The sequence below is a fragment of the Hymenobacter sp. DG25B genome (genome assembly GCF_000801315.1).
Classification (GTDB): domain Bacteria; phylum Bacteroidota; class Bacteroidia; order Cytophagales; family Hymenobacteraceae; genus Hymenobacter.
Map to the genome: position 1 here is coordinate 1,965,460 of NZ_CP010054.1, position 16,087 is coordinate 1,981,546.

Genomic DNA, 16,087 nt, shown 5'->3' on the forward strand with positions numbered 1-16,087 from the left:
TATCAGGAAATCCCGTAGGCTTATTCCCACTCAATAGTTGCGGGTGGCTTGGAGCTGATGTCGTACACCACGCGGTTGATGCCGCGCACCTGGTTGATGATTTTGTTGCTGACGTCGGCCAGGAACTCGTAGGGGAGGTGGGCCCAGTCGGCCGTCATGCCATCTACGCTGGTTACGGCGCGCAGGGCTACTACTTGCTCGTAGGTGCGCTCATCGCCCATTACGCCTACGCTCTGAATGGGCAGCAGCATCACGCCGGCCTGCCATACTTTATCATAGAGGCCGTATTCTTTCAGGCCGTTGATGAAGATGGCGTCGGCGCGCTGCAGCAGGTCTACTTTGGCAGGGGTAATATCCCCGAGGATGCGGATGCCCAGGCCGGGGCCGGGAAAGGGGTGGCGGTGCAGAATATTGACGGGCAGCTCCAGGGTGTGGCCTACTTCGCGCACCTCGTCCTTAAACAAGGCCCGCAACGGCTCCACAATCCGCAGATTCATTTTCTCGGGCAGGCCGCCCACATTGTGGTGGCTCTTGATGGTCACGGCCGGGCCTTTTACCGATACCGATTCAATGACATCGGGGTAAATAGTGCCCTGGGCCAGCCAGCGGGCGCCTTCTACTTTCTGCGCTTCGCGGTCGAATACCTCAATAAAGGTGCGGCCAATGGCTTTGCGCTTCAGCTCGGGGTCGGTGAGGCCTTTCAGCGCCTCGTAGAACTCAGGGGAGGCATCTACGCCGCGCACGTTCAGGCCCAGGTCTTTGTAGGAGTGCAATACCTGTTCGTACTCGTCTTTGCGCAGCAGGCCGTTGTTTACGAAAATGCCGTGCAGGCGCTTGCCAATGGCTTTATGCAGTAATAAGGCTGCTACGGAAGAGTCTACGCCGCCGGACAGGCCCAGAATGACCTGATCCTGCTCGCCAATGGTGCGCTGCAGGGTTTCCACCATGCTATCCACGAAATGCTCCGGCGTCCAGCTCTGGTCAAGCCCACAAATGCTCACTACAAAGTTCTGGAGCAGGGTTTTGCCGTCGGTGGAGTGCGTTACTTCGGGGTGAAACTGAATACCATACGTGTTCTGACCCTGGATGTGGAAGGCGGCCACGGCTACTTCCGGCGTGCCGGCAATGATGTCGAAACCGGCCGGCAGCGTCTTAATCGTGTCGCCGTGCGACATCCAGACCTGCGACTCAGTGGGCACGCCGTGCAGCAGGGGCGAGTCGTGGTGCACGTGGCTGAGGCGGGCGCGGCCATATTCCCGGATGGTGGCCGGCAGCACTTCGCCGCCGTTTTGCTGCGCCAGCAACTGCGCACCGTAGCACACGCCCAGCACCGGCACGTGGCCCAGGTACTTGCTGAGGTCGGGGTTGGGGGCTTCCGGGTCGCGCACGGAGCAGGGTGAGCCCGAAAGCACAACGCCCCGGATGTCCTCAGTGAGGTCCGGGGCGTGGTTATACGGATGAATTTCGCAGTAAACGTTCAATTCCCGGATGCGCCGGGCAATGAGCTGCGTGTACTGCGACCCAAAATCGAGAATCAGAATCTGTTGAGGCATGGGCAAAGGTAAGCCCCCCCAGGCTCATCGACAAAACCCATTTTAAGAAAGCTATGCTGGACCGGAGCAGGAAAAAGAAAGGACGGGTAATGTCACAAAATGGATTTAAAAAACAGCCATTTAAATGAAAATAGTACCATGTATATAGTTATTATACTTGACATTAAGGTGAAAAATACAACGTATTACAATCACTATATACGTCACAATTGCGTCACAATATGCCTTTTGCTGCTCTCGATTATCCTGCACCTTTGTCACAGTACCGCTCACTCAAACCCCGTGCTGCTATGCGTTACCTCTCCTCTTCGCTGGCCTTGCTAACCTGGTTAACGCCAGCAGTTCTGCTAGCTCAGGCACAACCTCAGGCCGCCGCAACGCCTTCCACCACTTTAGTAGCTGTGCAGGTGACGCACCAGCCTGCTCCAACTACCGAAGTGCAGGCAGAAGAGCTGGCTCCCCTCACCACACCGGCCACAGCGGCCACACAGGCGGCCACCGCCGAGGAAGTAGCCACCCCGGCCGCCACGGCAGAGGTTGCAGCCAGCCAGCCGGAAATGGTGGTTTTGAAAGGTAAAGTTTTAAATGAAGAAAGCCAACCCCTGGTAGGAGCCACCGTGTATGTGAAAGGCGCGGCCATAGCCGCCAGCACCAACGCCAATGGCGAGTATACTATTAAGGTGCCGGCCGGTATCAACTCCTTATTGTTTAGCTACATCGGCTATGCTGATAAAGAGCTGAATGCCAGTAATTACCTTCCCCTGAATGTTTATCTGGAAGCTGCGGCCGCCCGTGGCAAAGCCAGAGTAAAGTAACACCACCCACCCCTCCGCTCCACCCCGACCTCTCTCTCTGCGCTATGAAAACAAAAAGAAGGAACGCCCCAGGCGTTCCTTCTTTTTGTTGGTAGACTAAGTAAAAGGAGTGAGCCGTAGATTTTTTCCGGGGCGTTGCCGCTTGATTGCTAGGCGGTTTGCTGCGTCAGCAAGCCCCTGCACAGGCAAAGAATGCAGAATTATTGCGCGGCCCGCAAAAACCTGTGTATATTTGCAACGGCGAATCAGTACGACCAGCTCCCGCTGAACTCCCCCAGGACCGGAAGGTAGCAAGGGTAGGTGGTTGAGCGGTGCGATATTGGTTCGCTTTTTTTTGTCCATGCCCCAACGAAACCGCGCGGTGCGTTTGCCCGCAATCGGTTAGCTTTGGGGCATTGTTGTTTCCAATCTACCCGCATGAAATTCTTCATTGATACCGCCAACCTGAAGGAAATTCAGGAAGCCGTGGAGCTAGGTGTGCTCGACGGTGTAACCACCAACCCCTCGCTGATGGCCAAAGAGGGCATTAAAGGCACGGATGCCGTGATGTCGCACTACCGCCAGATCTGCGAAATGGTAGACGGCGACGTGTCGGCCGAGGTAATTGCCACTGACTACGAAGGCATAATTCGGGAAGGCGAGGCCCTGGCCGAGCTGCACCCCAACATCGTAGTGAAGGTGCCCATGATCCGGGATGGTGTGAAAGCCATCAAATATTTCTCGGAGAAAGGCATCAAAACCAACTGCACTCTGATTTTCTCGGCCGGGCAGGCGCTGCTGGCCGCCAAAGCCGGTGCCACCTACGTGTCGCCTTTCGTGGGTCGTCTGGATGACATCGGGGCCGATGGCATGCAGCTGATTCAGCAGATTGTGGATATTTTCTCCAACTACGGCTATCCTACGCAGGTGCTGGCCGCCTCCGTGCGCCACGTACCGCACCTCATTCAGTGCGCTGAGCTGGGAGCCGATGTGGCTACCTGCCCGCTGAATGTAATTACCGGTTTGCTGAACCACCCGCTTACCGACAAAGGCCTGGCCACCTTCTTGGCCGACCATAAAAAAGTAAATTCTTAATGTTGAATGTTGCGTGTTGAATGAGCCGCTGAAGCATGCCGCTTATTCAACACGCAACCTTTTACCAGTCAACATTTTCGCCGTGTACATCATCAAAGTAAAAGGCAAGGCCAAGATTCCGGACTACATCCAGCTGCGCGATGAGAACTTCGTGCTCATTGCCTATTTCCGGGCCGACCGCCCCCTGAAAGATTTGCATCGCTACGGGCTGGAAGGCAAAGAAACTGCGCTGGCCGGCGTAATTGAGGGCCTGGAGTTCGGTAAATTGCAAAAGCTGGACGTATAGCTTCGGCCCCTGGCTGCCCGGAAATTCCGGTAACCTAATTTGAATTGTTGAACGAGCGGAGCCCTGTTTCGCGCAATTTTGCTTTTATGCCCACCGCTGCCAACCCGGTTATCGAGCTGCACGATGCCTACATTATGCAGGACGTGAACACCGTGCTGCAGAAAGTATCCTTTGTCCTGGACAAGGGCGAATTTGCGTACCTGGTGGGCCGGACCGGCTCGGGCAAAAGCTCTTTGCTGAAAACCATTTACGCCGACTTACCCTTGGGCGCCGGGGCCGGCAACGTAGCCGGTTTTGCTTTGCCGCGCCTCAGCAGTGGTAAAGTGCCCATGCTGCGCCGCAAGCTGGGTATCATCTTTCAGGATTTCCAGCTGCTCTTCGACCGTACCGTGGCCGATAACCTCCTGTTTGTGCTGAATGCTACCGGCTGGAAAGGGAAGTCCCTGAAAAAACAGCGCATCTCGGAAGTGCTGATGCGTGTAGGCTTGTCCAATGCCGGCAGCAAAATGCCGCACCAGCTTTCCGGCGGCGAGCAGCAGCGGGTAGTAATTGCCCGGGCCCTGCTGAATGAGCCCCTGCTGCTGCTGGCCGATGAGCCCACCGGCAACCTGGACCCCGACGTGACGGACAGTATCATGCGTTTGTTCATGGAAATCAACAACGCCGGCACCGCCGTGCTCATGGCCACGCACAACTACCAGCTCATCAAAAACTACCCCAAGCGCGTGCTCCAGTGCAAAGATGGTCAGCTGCTGGACTCCACTGCCCTGCCCATGGAACTGAGCGGCAACTAGTTTCCGGCTTTCCGTTTTCCGTCATTTCGCATAGCCATGCCCGGCCTGTCAGTTTTGCTGCCCATTTACTGCCGGGACGTAACGCGGCTGGTGCTGGCACTGGTGCAACAGGCCGCCAGCTGGCCCGGGCCGGTAGAAATCCTGTGTTTTGATGATGCCTCCGACGAGGATACCCGCCGGTTAAACCGCTCTATGGCTGCCTGGCCGGGCGTTGTGTACCGGGAACTACCGCGCAATGTGGGGCGCTCAGCTATTCGTAATCAACTGGCTGCGGCTGCCCTGCACCCCTGGTTGCTACTGCTGGATAATAATATCTCCCTGTCTGAGCCCAACTTTCTCGCCCGCTATGCCGGCACTTTAACTTCGGCGCCGGTAATAGTAGGTGGAACGATGTACGCTGAAACCGCCCCCGCCGCTCCGGAGCTGCGGCTGCGCTGGCACTATGGCCGGCTGCGGGAAGCCCGCCCGGCCCGGGTGCGGCAGTTGCAGCCACACACCTCGTTTATCCTGAAAAATGTGCTGATGGAAGCCGCCGTATTTCGCCGGTTTGGTTTGGATGAAGCCCTAACGCACTACGGCCACGAGGACAGCAAGCTGGGCTGGCAGCTGCAAAAAGCGGGCATTGCCGTGCAGCATATTGATAACCCCGTGCTGCATGATGGCCTGGAACCCGCCACCGTTTTTCTGGAAAAAACGCAGCAGGCTGTGCGCAATCTGGTGTACCTGTACCAAACTGAAGGGTGGGGGACCGACACCAGCCTGTTGCGGACTGCCCTGCGGCTACGGCGTGCGGGGCTGGCAGGGATATACCAAGCGGGATTTAGGCTGCTATACAACAGCGTGCAACGGGCGCTGCTTTCTGGAACTCCTAACCTCCGGCAGCTGGATGGCCTTAAGCTGTACTGGGCGCTGCAGGATCTACAACACTACCGCACCGGGAAAAAATAAAGCGCCAGCCTGGAGGAAGGCTGGCGCTTGTTGTTGCAATAGTGTTGTAACCGGGGTGGGTTAGTCGTTGTCGGTGTTTTTAACTTCGCTCTTGACCTCTTTGTAGGCGCCTTTCACTGCGTTGCCCACTTTGCTGCCTACTTTCTTGGCACCCTGGCCTACATCTTTGCCTACTTCTTTGGCTCCGCCGGCTACGTCCTTCGCGGCCCCGCCAACGGCATCAGCCCCTTCCGCCACGCGGGCTTCGGTTTTGTCGAAGGACTTGAAGGCCGCGTACTTGGCCTTTTCCTTGGCAATTTCCTCGCGGTCGGCAGTAGATACCTGGTCTTTAATCACGTCGTAACGGTCGTCCAGGGCTTTCCAGTCGGCATTCACGTTGCGCCAGTCGTCAATATCGTAGCGGTTCTCGTTGGCTTTCACCATGGCGGTGAAGGCCTCGTACTTGGCGCGCACGTTCTGAGGCGTTACTGCGGCATACTCACTGGTCATGGGCTTGTAGTACTTGCCCATTTTCATAGTTGTGGTTGTGCCGGTAGCTGAGGCCCGGTTTTTCCAGGTCATGTCGCGCTTGTCGTAAGCGGTGGTGTAGCGGGTGCGCAGCTGCTCAATTTCCTGCCGGCGCGCGTCATCATACTGATCCGCGTACTTATCTACGGCGGCTACTTTGGTATCGAAGTCAGACTTCAGCTGGGTGGTTTCCTGGTTGTAGTCGGCTTCCGATTCGTTGGCTACGTTTTCAGAGCGGGTTTCGGCATCGGTCACAAACGTTTTGAAATCGTTGTAGGCCTGTTCGCCATCCTGCGAAACCTCAGTTCTATCCGTGCGGCTGCAGCTGCTTTGCGTGAACGACACGCCACCGGCCAATAGAATAGCCGCCAGGGCGTTTATGGTGAAGGTTTTCTTTATCATGGTAGTTCGGAAAAGATAAGGGAGAAAAGAAGAGTACTTAGGGAGAGAGTATCCTTTCCCTGCTTAACGCAGGCATTCAGGCCCGGGTTACGCCGGGCTTGCGGCCCGGGTTTCGCGGCTCCTTCTATCTTTGATGCCTTCCTGATACTCGGCCTGCTTGTCCATTCCTGCCTTTATGCCTCCTATACTGATGCTGGACCTGGCGGCCCAGCACGCGCCCCTGCGCGCCGCGCTGGACGCGGCGCTGCAGCAATGCCTGAATGAAAGCGCTTTTATTCAGGGTCCGGCAGTTGCAAAGCTGGCGCAGGAGCTAAGTGAGTATCTGGGCGGCCCCCACGTGGTGCCCTGCGCCAATGGTACCGATGCCTTGCAGCTGGCTCTCATGAGCCTGCGCCTGCCCAAGGGCAGTGAGGTGCTGGTGCCCGCTTTCACGTACGTAGCTACCCTGGAAGCCGCCGCCGTACTGGGGCTTACTCCGGTACCGGTAGATGTGCTGCCCACCACCTTTGGGCTGGATCCGCAGGCCGTTGAGGCCGCCATTACGCCGCGCACCGCGGCCATAGTGGCCGTGCATTTATTTGGGCAGTGTGCCGATTTGGAAAGCCTGCGCCGCATTGCCAGCCACCATGGCTTGGCGCTGATTGAAGACAATGCCCAGTCGCTGGGCGCCACGTTTACTTCCAGCGCCGGGGCAACCTGGGTAGCCGGAACAGTAGGAGAGGTGGGCACTACCTCGTTTTTCCCCAGTAAAAACCTGGGCGCTATGGGGGATGGGGGCGCTCTATTCACCCAGGATAGCAGCCGGGCCGAGCTGCTGCGCCAACTGGCTAACCACGGCCAAACGCGCAAATACCACCACGAGCACATCGGCCTCAATTCCCGGCTGGATACCCTGCAGGCCGCCCTGCTGCGCGTGAAGCTGCCCCATCTGGCGCAATGGACCACCGCCCGCCAGCGCATAGCGGCTCAGTATGATGCCGCATTTGCTGGCGTAGAAGGCCTGATGCCGCCCGCCCGCGACCCGCGCAGCACCCATGTGTACCATCAGTACACTGTGCAGGTAACCGACACGGCCCGCCGCGACGCACTGCAACAGCACCTGGCGGCGAATAGGGTGCCCAGCGTGGTATATTACCCGGTACCGGTGCATCAGCAGCCCGCTTATAAGTACTTAGGTTACCAGGCCGGGCAGTTTCCGGTGGCTGAACGGCTGTGCCATACGGTGTTATCATTGCCCATTCATCCTACCCTGGCGCCAGAGCAGGTGGCCTGCGTATCAGATGCGGTGAAGTCATTTTTCTGATAATTGCCGCTAAGTGAAAGCAAAGCCGCGCTGATAGTCCGGATTTACGCCGTTACCGCTACATTCGCCTATTGTGAATGATTCTGCCCTTCCCGCCGTCCGGTTTGTAATTTGTGGTATAGGCCATATTGGCCGGCGGCACGCGGCACTGGTTGCCCGGCAGCCCGGCGCCCGTCTGGTGGCCCTGGTTGATGTGCGGGAGGAACTGCGGTCCGGGTTGGCGGCCGAGTTCCCCGGCGTGCCCTTCTTTTCGTCGTTGGATCAGTACCTGCTGGCCGGGCCCGCTGCCGATGTGCTGACCGTGGCTACGCCCAATCATCTGCACGCGCCCCAGGCTATGCAAGGGCTGCACGCCGGCCTGCATGTGCTGGTGGAAAAACCCATTGCGCTGCGTACCCACGATGCCGAAGCCATTGTGCGCGCGGCCCAGGCTTCTAGCCGCCTAGTGTTTGGGGTGATGCAGAATCGCTACTCGCCGCCCGCCGCCTGGCTCAAGAATGTTTATGAAGAAGGCCGCCTGGGGCAGATATATCTGGTGCAGTTTAACTGCTTCTGGAACCGCGACGCCCGTTATTACCGCCCGGGCGGCTGGCGCGGCACCCAGGCACAGGATGGCGGCACACTCTTCACCCAGTTCAGCCACTTCGTGGATTTGCTCTACTGGGTATTCGGCGACGTTACCAATATCTCCGCCCGCTTCCGTGACTTCACGCACCAGCAGCTTACCGAGTTTGAAGACTCCGGCCTGGTTTCCTTTGATTTAGTACGCGGCGGCAGCGGCACGCTGCAATACAGCACTGCCGTTTGGGACCAAAACTTGGAAAGCTCCTTAACGGTAATAGCCGAGCATGGCAGCCTGCGCCTGGGTGGCCAGTACATGGATAAGCTGGAGTACTGCCACCTACGGAATTATCAGTGCCCTGAGTTACCACCTACTAACCCCGCCAATGATTACGGGCCCTACCAGGGTAGCGCTGCCAACCATGTGCAGGTGATTGAGAATGTGGTGAATACCTTGCAAAATGGTTGTGCGGCTACCACCAATGCGCTGGATGGGCTAAAAGTAGTTGAGATAATTGAGCAGATATATCAGTTGAAATAAGCACGCATTCATCATAGAAGCGTAATTCAGACTTTTTATCTGATACTTCTGGTAGAATGCTGCTTGTTCTGCGTGAACATTCTAATTCTTTTTAAGGCCGTAATACTGGATATCGGGCAGAGTAATATTTCTGCAGCCAACTTATTTATTGCCTTGTTTTTTGGTGCCTGGCTTCTGACTGCGCTGTGGTCGGCGTCTGAAATACTTCTTCTTCGCCAATTGCTTTTAAAGGATGGGTGTTTAGTCCTAAAAAGGGGGGGCTGTTTGTAAAACAAAGAATCCCTTACAGCTCCATTCTTCGTCTGGAAACCAAGGAAGAGAAGTTAGAATATTCCACCCGAATCTTTCGTGATTCTGACCTGCTGTACCATGGTGAGAAATTAACAATCATTACCAGGCAGCACAAGGTGGTAGTTCGCTCTATATGGCTGGGTGATTACCTGACTTTCAGGAATAAATTGAGCCATCTAGCTATCAATGCCAGGTTGTATAGCCCTAGTGCATTTAGGGAAAGCAAAAGCTATTTTGTGTTAGTTATAGGCGGTATCTTTATTCTGATAATGAGCTATGTAAATCTATTTAAGTAACTAAGATTCAAAAGAGCTTATCTACATGACTACTTATACTGCGCAAGCTTATTCCGAGCTGAGAACCTGGCAGAAGCGCATGCAGCAGAAACCCTCGCTGCTCAACCGTTTTGCCCGGCGGGTACAGGCCAAAATGAATGCTTTATTACCGGAAAAAGTACACTTGGCGCTAACTGCGGCTATTAAACAAATGGTGCGCGGAGTACTGTTTGGCTCAATGCAAATCACAAGAAAACCGCTGGTCGAAAGCAGTTTGAGCGAGCGGGAAACCCTGATTCGTACGCGCATCCGGTACTACCGCAATACGGCTGCCGCCGAAGGTGCCGTAACGGGGGCGGGTGGTTTCCTTTTAGGCCTTGCTGATTTTCCGTTGCTGCTCAGCCTGAAATTGAAGCTGCTCTTTGATATTGCCGCGCTCTACGGCCACGATGTGCGCGACTATACCGAGCGACTGTACCTGCTGCATATTTTTCAGCTGGCCTTCAGCAGTCAGCACACGCGTAATGAAGTATACCAGCGGGTGGCCAATTGGGAAACCTACCGCCTTACCCTGCCCACGGATGTAAATGAGTTCGACTGGCGCACCTTCCAGCAGGAGTACCGCGACTACATTGACCTGGCTAAAATGGCTCAGCTAATCCCCGTTATCGGGGCGGCGGTAGGCGCGGTGGCTAATTATCGGTTATTAGTACAGCTGGGCGAAACGGCCATACATTGTTACCGCATGCGTTGGTTTGCTCACAATAAACCTGAATAGCTATTGCCGTGTAGTGCCTGCTCCAAATTCAAATGGATGGTTAATGAAATCTAAATTAGAGGAACAATTACTGATGATAAAGCCAAGCTCTACAGCAAACCAATGTGAGGGCCTGCTTATACAGTTTCTGAGTAGATGTAACTGCCTTAGCGTCATTTTGCTATTTGATGATAAATAGGGTTTGCGTTATTTTTTAAGGGGGGAATTGAGTTATCACTACAAACTACTCGAGCACAGGGTACTTTTATCTAATCAAAAATCATTATAAATGAAGGGAATGTTGATTTTTTTATACTACGTTTGTGTAAGACATAACAAGAGAAAAAATTATTTTTCCTTCGTTTTTTATCCCCCACCTTATTTTCTTTACCCATGGCATTTGATTTCGGTCAGCTCGAAAACGCCCTCAACGCCGCTAAGAATAGCGAAATCGTGAAAAAAGACCTGCGCAAAGCAGTTCGCAGCGTTTCTTCGGCTATTAATGCACTCCAGGAAGCTGTTTCTCAAATGGAAACGGTACTGGCTGATGATTACCAGCCTGCTGCCAAGGAGCGTAAGCCCCGCGTAGCCAGCGTAGGTGGCGCTAAGCGTGGCCGCAAGCCTAAAAACGCGCAGCCTGCCAGCTAATATCTGGTCTTGAATTAAAAAAGGGCGGCCCTAACCAAATGGTTAGGGCCGCCCTTTTTTATGTATACGTGTGCCCGGTATCCATTACCAATAATAGAAAGTGGCTTAGAGTGGCTGCCTACACGAAGTTTGTTTGCAAACCCATCAATCCGGTTTTACCTTTGGGGCATCAATTCTTTCTAGCCCAAAGGATTGTTTTTATACAGAGACGCGGAGAGAAAGGCTCTACGATGCGTCGGCAACCTCCGCTAATGGCCGGAACGGTGCCCAACCGAAGGTCAGAGAAGCTACTTCCTGACAATATAAAAACAACACACCGTGGACTTCTGCCCCCGCTTTACTGCCCCGCTTTTTAGTTCTCCCGCCTTCCAGCGCGTCCCTTTGCGTGCCGCCTGTTGTTGCGCCGGATGTTGTTGCTGTTAACCAGCAGCAGGGCCGCCCTTTCAGGGAGCAAGCGCCCGAAACTCTAATTCTCGTTTTTCTCTCTTTCGGATTTGTGGCCTGCTCTGTTTCAGAGGTAAGGTAGCCGCCCCTGTGTGTCCTGGGTTCCGGCAGCCGCTTTCGTCACAGCCGGCGCCAGGAATCAATTAACCCAACGTGTGCTCCGGCGGCTTTGCTTCGCCGGACACGACTACCCACTATATGCTTAAAAAATCACTGGAACTGCTGCGGCAGGAAGCCGCCGAAACCGGCGCTAATACCTTAAAACGAAGCCTGAATGGCTTTAATTTGATTACCATTGGCATTGGGGTAATTATTGGGGCCGGCCTGTTCTCGCTGACGGGTATTGCGGCCGCCAACAATGCCGGGCCGGCCGTTACTCTGTCGTTTGTAGTGGCGGCCGTTGGCTGCGCTTTTTCTGCCTTATGCTACGCTGAGTTTGCCTCCATGGTGCCGGTTTCCGGCTCGGCCTATACCTATGCCTATGCCACCATGGGGGAGCTTTTTGCCTGGATTATTGGCTGGGATTTGGTCCTGGAGTATTCCGTAGGCGCCGCTACGGTGGCCATTAGCTGGTCGCAGTACCTCCTGAGGTTTCTCGGTAAGTACGGTATTCATTTGCCACCCCAGCTGGTAATGTCGCCGTTTGAAACGGCCGCTTTGGCGGATGGCAGCACGGTGCATGGCTTTGTGAATATTCCGGCCATGCTCATCGTGCTGGCTATTACCATGATTATCATTCGGGGCACGGCCGGCTCGGCGTGGTTTAATGCGCTGGTAGTTACGCTGAAGGTGGCCGTAGTACTGGTGTTCATTGCCCTGGGCTGGCAGTACATTGATCCGGCTAACTATCAACCCTACATTCCGCAGAATACCGGCGTGTTTGGGGAGTTTGGCTGGAGCGGGATTCTGCGCGGGGCCGGCGTGGTCTTCTTCGTGTTTATCGGGTTTGATATTGTGGCCACCATGGCTCAGGAAACCAAGAATCCGCAGAAGAATATGCCCATCGGCATCATCGGCTCCCTGCTGATCTGCACGGTGCTATTTGTACTGTTTGGCCACGTGATGACGGGACTGGCCAACTACACGGAGTTTAAAAACAGCGCCGCGCCGGTAGCCATTGCCATTGAGAAAACGCCCTATGCCTGGCTTTCATCGGCCGTTATCCTGGCCATTATCATCGGGTATACGTCCGTTATTCTGGTGGATTTGCTGGGGCAGAGCCGCGTGTTTTTCTCCATGGCGAAAGACGGCCTGCTGCCGCCGGTTTTCTCGCGTATTCACGAGCAGTTCCGCACACCGTTGCAATCCAATCTGCTGCTGGGGTTGTTTATAGCCCTGTTTGCGGGCTTCGTGCCCATTTCCGTTGTCGGCGAAATGACTTCCATTGGTACTTTGCTGGCTTTTGTGATGGTGTGCCTGGGCATTCTCATCATGCGCAAGAAAGAACCCGATGCGCCCCGTGGTTTCCGCACGCCCTGGGTACCGCTGGTGCCTATTCTGGGTATTGTAACCTGCCTGATTATGATGGTGTCGTTGCCCTGGGAAACGTGGCTGCGCCTGGCCGTTTGGCTGGCTATTGGTTTGGCTATCTACTTCGGCTATGGCAAGAAGCACAGCAAGCTGGGGCAAAAAGCGCAACAGAAACAGATAGTATAGGCAACCGCTTCCTGCTGGATGTAATAAAAAGCCCCGCCGTATATTACGGTGGGGCTTTTTTGTGCAATACTCTTCCTGACTTATATAAGCAGCCGGCGCAACGACCACATACTCCACACAATTACCATCAGGCCCACGCCCACAAACATCCAGCGCACGGGAATGCGGCCGGCCAGGCGGGCTGCCAGCGGGGCCGCCGCCACGCCGCCCACAATCAGCCCCAGAATAATCTGCCAGTGCGAAATGCCAATGGTGGCGAAAAAGGTAACAGCGCTGGCAAACGTGACGAAGAACTCCGTCACACTCACCGAGCCGATAACGTACTGTGGCGTGCGCCCGCCGGCAATGAGCGTGCTGGTCACCAAGGGGCCCCAGCCGCCCCCGCCAAAGGAATCCAGGAACCCGCCGGCCGCCGCCAGTATTCCCAGCTTCTTGTGCTTTTTGCGCGGACCGGGTTTAGAAAAGGCTTTGGAAATAATGCGCAGGCCCAGCAGCAGCAGGTACAGGGAAAGGAAAGGCTTCACATAAGCCCCGTATTCCTCCCCAAACTTCGCCAAAAGATAAGCCCCGGTAATGGCGCCCAGCACCCCCGGAATCAACAGCACTTTAAACAGCTTGCGGTTCACGTTGCCGAAGCGGTAATGATGATAGCCTGAGGCCCCGCTGGCAAACATTTCGGCGGTATGAATGCTGGAGCTCACGGCCGCCGGCGAAATATTCAGCGTCATCAGGCTGATGGCCGTCACCACCCCGTAGCCCATGCCCAGCAGGCCATCAATGAGCTGCGCACCAAACCCAATGGCCACAAAAAGAAAGAACGTATCCGAAGACGTGGCTGCTTCCCACACCTGCTGCCATGTGAAGTAGTAGGAGAGGATGTTGAACACCAGCATGGCCGCGAAGGCCAGCAGCGAGCCGGTAGCAATATGGCGCCAGCGCGCCGCCGCCGGCGACTCATAGGCCGGCCCCCCGGCCAGCTCCGCCGTTACCTCATTCAGCGACTTTACTTTTTTGGCGAAGTCGCCGCCCACTTTCTCCCGAATCACGGTCATGTGCTGGAGCACGTCGTGCAGCTCCTGGGGCAGGGTGTGGCTTAGCATTTCGCGCAGGCGCTTGGCAATGGTAGCCGACTTTCCGTTGGTGCTGATGGCAATTTTCAGGTCGCCCTTCTGCACAATGGAACCCAGGTAAAAGTCACAGGCCTCGGGCATGTTGGCCACGTTGCAGAGCAGGCGCTGTAGCGTAGCATCGGCCTTAATGCGCAGGTTGAGCGTCTGGTCATGGGTGGCCACAATCACCAGGTCGTGGCCCACCAAATCGGTGGCTTGGTAGGGCTGCTCGCGCAGTTGTACCGAAGGGTGCTGTGCCGCCAGCCGCTTCAGCTCCGGCGAAAACCAGGTAGCCACTACCGTTACCGCGGCGCCAGGACTGTTCAGCAGCATCGCCGACAGCTTCTCGCAGCCAGTCCCGCCCCCGCCCACCAACAGCACATGTAATTGCTCCAGCTTCAAAAACACCGGAAACAGCCGGTTGGTACCGGGTAGCGGCGGCGGTTCTGGCTGGGGCATAGGGTTATTAGCGGAGAGCGGCATTTTGGTTGTATTCAGAGAAGTGAAAGCAGAAATGCAGCCGTATCTGTTGAAGTGTGACACGGTTTTTTTGCTGGAGATATTCCGCACAACCGCCCCAGCTGTTAGCTTCCTGGCTTCAGAAGCAGAATGAGGTAATGCGTTGTTTTGAAGTTACTTGAACTAAATTATTTAATTTTTAGGGTAACTCCTGCGCTCCGGAGCTTCAGCCTACTACACTGGCCGGCACAAGGGGAGAAAAAACGGCCTCCACCGCGCCAATCAGCCCGGCGGCTACCGTATCACCGCTCAGCTCATCTACCAGAATAAATGAGCCGGTGGCGCGGTTCTGGCGGTAGTGGTCCACGGCCAGCGGTACGGCGGTTTTCAGGCGTACCCGCACGATGTCGTTTAGCTGGGCCGAGTCGGTGGGGGCTTGGGCGAAGGTGTGCACGTTTACCTTGTGCAGGATGGCCGGAATGGCGGCTTTCACCAGCGCCGCGTGGTGCTGCAGCAGCAGCCTGCGGCCGGGCAGCAGGGGCTGCTCACTCATCCAGCACAGCGTAGCTTCCAGCTCCCGCGTGAGGGTAGGCTCGTCGTTTAGTGGCACCAGGGTGTCGCCCCGGCTCACGTCCACATCATCGCGCAGCCGAATGACTACGGACTGCGGAGCTGCCGCCGTTTCCACTGCCTGCTGACTGACTTCAATGGCTTCAATCGTTGATTCCTGGCCCGAGGGCAGAATGCGCACTTTATCACCGGGGCGGTACTGGCCGCTGAGCACCTGACCGGTATAGCCGCGGTAGTCGGGCAGCTCGGGCGTTTGCGGGCGAATAACATACTGCACCTGGAAGCGGGGAGCGGCGGCCACTTCTACGGCGCCGGGCACCCTTTCCAGGTGTTCCAGCAGGCTGGGGCCCGTGTACCACGGCAGCTGCCGGGAGCGGGTTACCACATTGTCGCCGTGCAGAGCACTCAGCGGAATGGCCCTGGCTTTGGGAAGTTGGAAGTGGTCGGTAAGGGCGGCGTAGTCGGCGGAAATCTGGTTGAAAATTGTCTCATCATACTGCACCAAATCCATCTTATTCACGGCCAACACAAAGTGCCGGATGCCTAGGAGCGCGGCAATAAGCGTGTGGCGGCGGGTTTGCTCAATCACGCCCTGGCGCGCATCCACCAGCACAATAGCCAGGTCGGCGTTGCTGGCGCCCGTCACCATATTGCGGGTGTACTGCACGTGGCCGGGGGCATCGGTAATGATGAACTTGCGGCGGGGCGTGGTGAAGTATTTGTAGGCGACATCAATGGTGATACCCTGTTCCCGCTCGGCGCGCAGGCCGTCCGTCAGCAGGGCCAGATCCACTACGCCGTTGGAAGCCTGACGCTTTTCCAGCGCGGCCAGTACATCCAGGGAAACAGATTCAGAATCGTAGAGCAGGCGGCCAATCAAAGTGCTTTTGCCGTCGTCGACGCTGCCGCAGGTGATAAATCGGAGAAGGTCCATGGGGTGAGTTAGTGATTTGGTGAAATGGTGAGTTTTCCGAACCGTCATGCTGAGCCTGTCGAAGCATCTCGCGTGCTGATGTTGCAGTGCTAATCACGGTATACCACATTAGCGAGATGCTTCGATCCTCTGCTTGATGCGCAGAATGCTCAGCATGCTG

The 16,087-nt window shown here is 55.9% G+C and carries 14 protein-coding genes, 1 other RNA gene and 1 riboswitch; of the genes, 11 read left to right on the forward strand and 4 right to left on the reverse strand.

The window, feature by feature from the left end:
* Positions 1-20: 20 nt before the first annotated feature.
* The gene (gene guaA / locus PK28_RS08365) at positions 21-1,553 is read right to left on the reverse strand and encodes a glutamine-hydrolyzing GMP synthase (RefSeq protein ID WP_044513324.1); all 1,533 of its coding nucleotides are present in this window, start codon (positions 1,551-1,553) and stop codon (positions 21-23) included.
* Positions 1,554-1,843: 290 nt separating this feature from the next.
* Here guaA and PK28_RS20730 point away from each other — a divergent pair, with 290 nt between their 5' ends.
* The 6 genes from PK28_RS20730 (at position 1,844) to PK28_RS08390 (ending at position 5,470) form a co-directional block, all read left to right on the forward strand.
* On the forward strand, positions 1,844-2,368 hold the full coding sequence (locus PK28_RS20730; protein ID WP_044513326.1) for a carboxypeptidase-like regulatory domain-containing protein: 525 nt from the start codon (positions 1,844-1,846) through the stop codon (positions 2,366-2,368).
* A 237-nt stretch (positions 2,369-2,605) separates the two neighbouring features.
* Positions 2,606-2,702, forward strand: an RNA gene (ffs, locus tag PK28_RS19715) — signal recognition particle sRNA small type.
* A gap of 83 nt (positions 2,703-2,785) precedes the next feature.
* Positions 2,786-3,442: a fructose-6-phosphate aldolase gene (gene fsa / locus PK28_RS08375; protein ID WP_044513328.1), complete on the forward strand. Its 657-nt coding sequence runs from the start codon at positions 2,786-2,788 to the stop codon at positions 3,440-3,442.
* 82 nt (positions 3,443-3,524) lie between these two features.
* A complete protein-coding gene (locus tag PK28_RS08380; protein WP_044513331.1) occupies positions 3,525-3,728 on the forward strand; it encodes a hypothetical protein in 204 nt (67 codons plus the stop codon).
* 86 nt (positions 3,729-3,814) lie between these two features.
* On the forward strand, positions 3,815-4,522 hold the full coding sequence (locus PK28_RS08385) for a cell division ATP-binding protein FtsE (RefSeq protein ID WP_044516613.1): 708 nt from the start codon (positions 3,815-3,817) through the stop codon (positions 4,520-4,522).
* Between the two features lie 36 nt (positions 4,523-4,558).
* Positions 4,559-5,470: a glycosyltransferase family 2 protein gene (locus PK28_RS08390; protein ID WP_044513333.1), complete on the forward strand. Its 912-nt coding sequence runs from the start codon at positions 4,559-4,561 to the stop codon at positions 5,468-5,470.
* Between the two features lie 60 nt (positions 5,471-5,530).
* Here the strand turns inward: PK28_RS08390 and PK28_RS08395 are convergent, their stop codons facing one another.
* Entirely contained in the window at positions 5,531-6,379 is an 849-nt protein-coding gene (locus PK28_RS08395) for a DUF6565 domain-containing protein (protein ID WP_044513336.1), read from the reverse strand.
* 175 nt (positions 6,380-6,554) lie between these two features.
* Between PK28_RS08395 and PK28_RS08400 the strand changes: the two genes are divergently transcribed.
* The 5 genes from PK28_RS08400 to PK28_RS08425 all read left to right on the forward strand — a co-directional run bounded on the left by PK28_RS08400 (position 6,555) and on the right by PK28_RS08425 (position 12,855).
* Complete coding sequence (locus PK28_RS08400; RefSeq protein WP_231576114.1) at positions 6,555-7,682, forward strand: DegT/DnrJ/EryC1/StrS family aminotransferase; 1,128 nt, start codon at positions 6,555-6,557, stop codon at positions 7,680-7,682.
* Positions 7,683-7,755: 73 nt separating this feature from the next.
* On the forward strand, positions 7,756-8,784 hold the full coding sequence (locus tag PK28_RS08405; protein ID WP_044513341.1) for a Gfo/Idh/MocA family protein: 1,029 nt from the start codon (positions 7,756-7,758) through the stop codon (positions 8,782-8,784).
* Between the two features lie 612 nt (positions 8,785-9,396).
* On the forward strand, positions 9,397-10,128 hold the full coding sequence (locus PK28_RS08415) for an EcsC family protein (RefSeq protein WP_044513346.1): 732 nt from the start codon (positions 9,397-9,399) through the stop codon (positions 10,126-10,128).
* 372 nt (positions 10,129-10,500) lie between these two features.
* Positions 10,501-10,755, forward strand: a complete 255-nt coding sequence (locus PK28_RS08420; protein ID WP_044513348.1) for a hypothetical protein — start codon at positions 10,501-10,503, stop codon at positions 10,753-10,755.
* Between the two features lie 195 nt (positions 10,756-10,950).
* Positions 10,951-11,064: riboswitch (SAM riboswitch) on the forward strand.
* A gap of 333 nt (positions 11,065-11,397) precedes the next feature.
* Positions 11,398-12,855, forward strand: coding sequence for an amino acid permease (locus PK28_RS08425; RefSeq protein ID WP_044516616.1), 1,458 nt, complete (start codon positions 11,398-11,400; stop codon positions 12,853-12,855).
* A gap of 80 nt (positions 12,856-12,935) precedes the next feature.
* On the opposite strand, the gene PK28_RS08430 is transcribed toward PK28_RS08425, so the two are convergent.
* Together PK28_RS08430 and PK28_RS08435 are read right to left on the reverse strand one after the other, a co-directional pair.
* On the reverse strand, positions 12,936-14,423 hold the full coding sequence (locus tag PK28_RS08430) for a TSUP family transporter (RefSeq protein WP_044516618.1): 1,488 nt from the start codon (positions 14,421-14,423) through the stop codon (positions 12,936-12,938).
* Between the two features lie 226 nt (positions 14,424-14,649).
* Complete coding sequence (locus PK28_RS08435; protein ID WP_044513350.1) at positions 14,650-15,927, reverse strand: sulfate adenylyltransferase subunit 1; 1,278 nt, start codon at positions 15,925-15,927, stop codon at positions 14,650-14,652.
* Positions 15,928-16,087: the final 160 nt, after the last annotated feature.

Bases quoted from the DNA above. Each gene is read 5' to 3' on its own strand.
- guaA (WP_044513324.1), bottom strand. From the start codon at position 1,553: ATGCCTCAACAGATTCTGATTCTCGATTTTGGGTCGCAGTACACGCAG.
- PK28_RS20730 (WP_044513326.1), top strand. From the start codon at position 1,844: ATGCGTTACCTCTCCTCTTCGCTGGCCTTGCTAACCTGGTTAACGCCA.
- fsa (WP_044513328.1), top strand. From the start codon at position 2,786: ATGAAATTCTTCATTGATACCGCCAACCTGAAGGAAATTCAGGAAGCC.
- PK28_RS08385 (WP_044516613.1), top strand. From the start codon at position 3,815: ATGCCCACCGCTGCCAACCCGGTTATCGAGCTGCACGATGCCTACATT.
- PK28_RS08390 (WP_044513333.1), top strand. From the start codon at position 4,559: ATGCCCGGCCTGTCAGTTTTGCTGCCCATTTACTGCCGGGACGTAACG.
- PK28_RS08395 (WP_044513336.1), bottom strand. From the start codon at position 6,379: ATGATAAAGAAAACCTTCACCATAAACGCCCTGGCGGCTATTCTATTG.
- PK28_RS08400 (WP_231576114.1), top strand. From the start codon at position 6,555: ATGCCTCCTATACTGATGCTGGACCTGGCGGCCCAGCACGCGCCCCTG.
- PK28_RS08415 (WP_044513346.1), top strand. From the start codon at position 9,397: ATGACTACTTATACTGCGCAAGCTTATTCCGAGCTGAGAACCTGGCAG.
- PK28_RS08420 (WP_044513348.1), top strand. From the start codon at position 10,501: ATGGCATTTGATTTCGGTCAGCTCGAAAACGCCCTCAACGCCGCTAAG.
- PK28_RS08425 (WP_044516616.1), top strand. From the start codon at position 11,398: ATGCTTAAAAAATCACTGGAACTGCTGCGGCAGGAAGCCGCCGAAACC.
- PK28_RS08430 (WP_044516618.1), bottom strand. From the start codon at position 14,423: ATGCCCCAGCCAGAACCGCCGCCGCTACCCGGTACCAACCGGCTGTTT.
- PK28_RS08435 (WP_044513350.1), bottom strand. From the start codon at position 15,927: ATGGACCTTCTCCGATTTATCACCTGCGGCAGCGTCGACGACGGCAAA.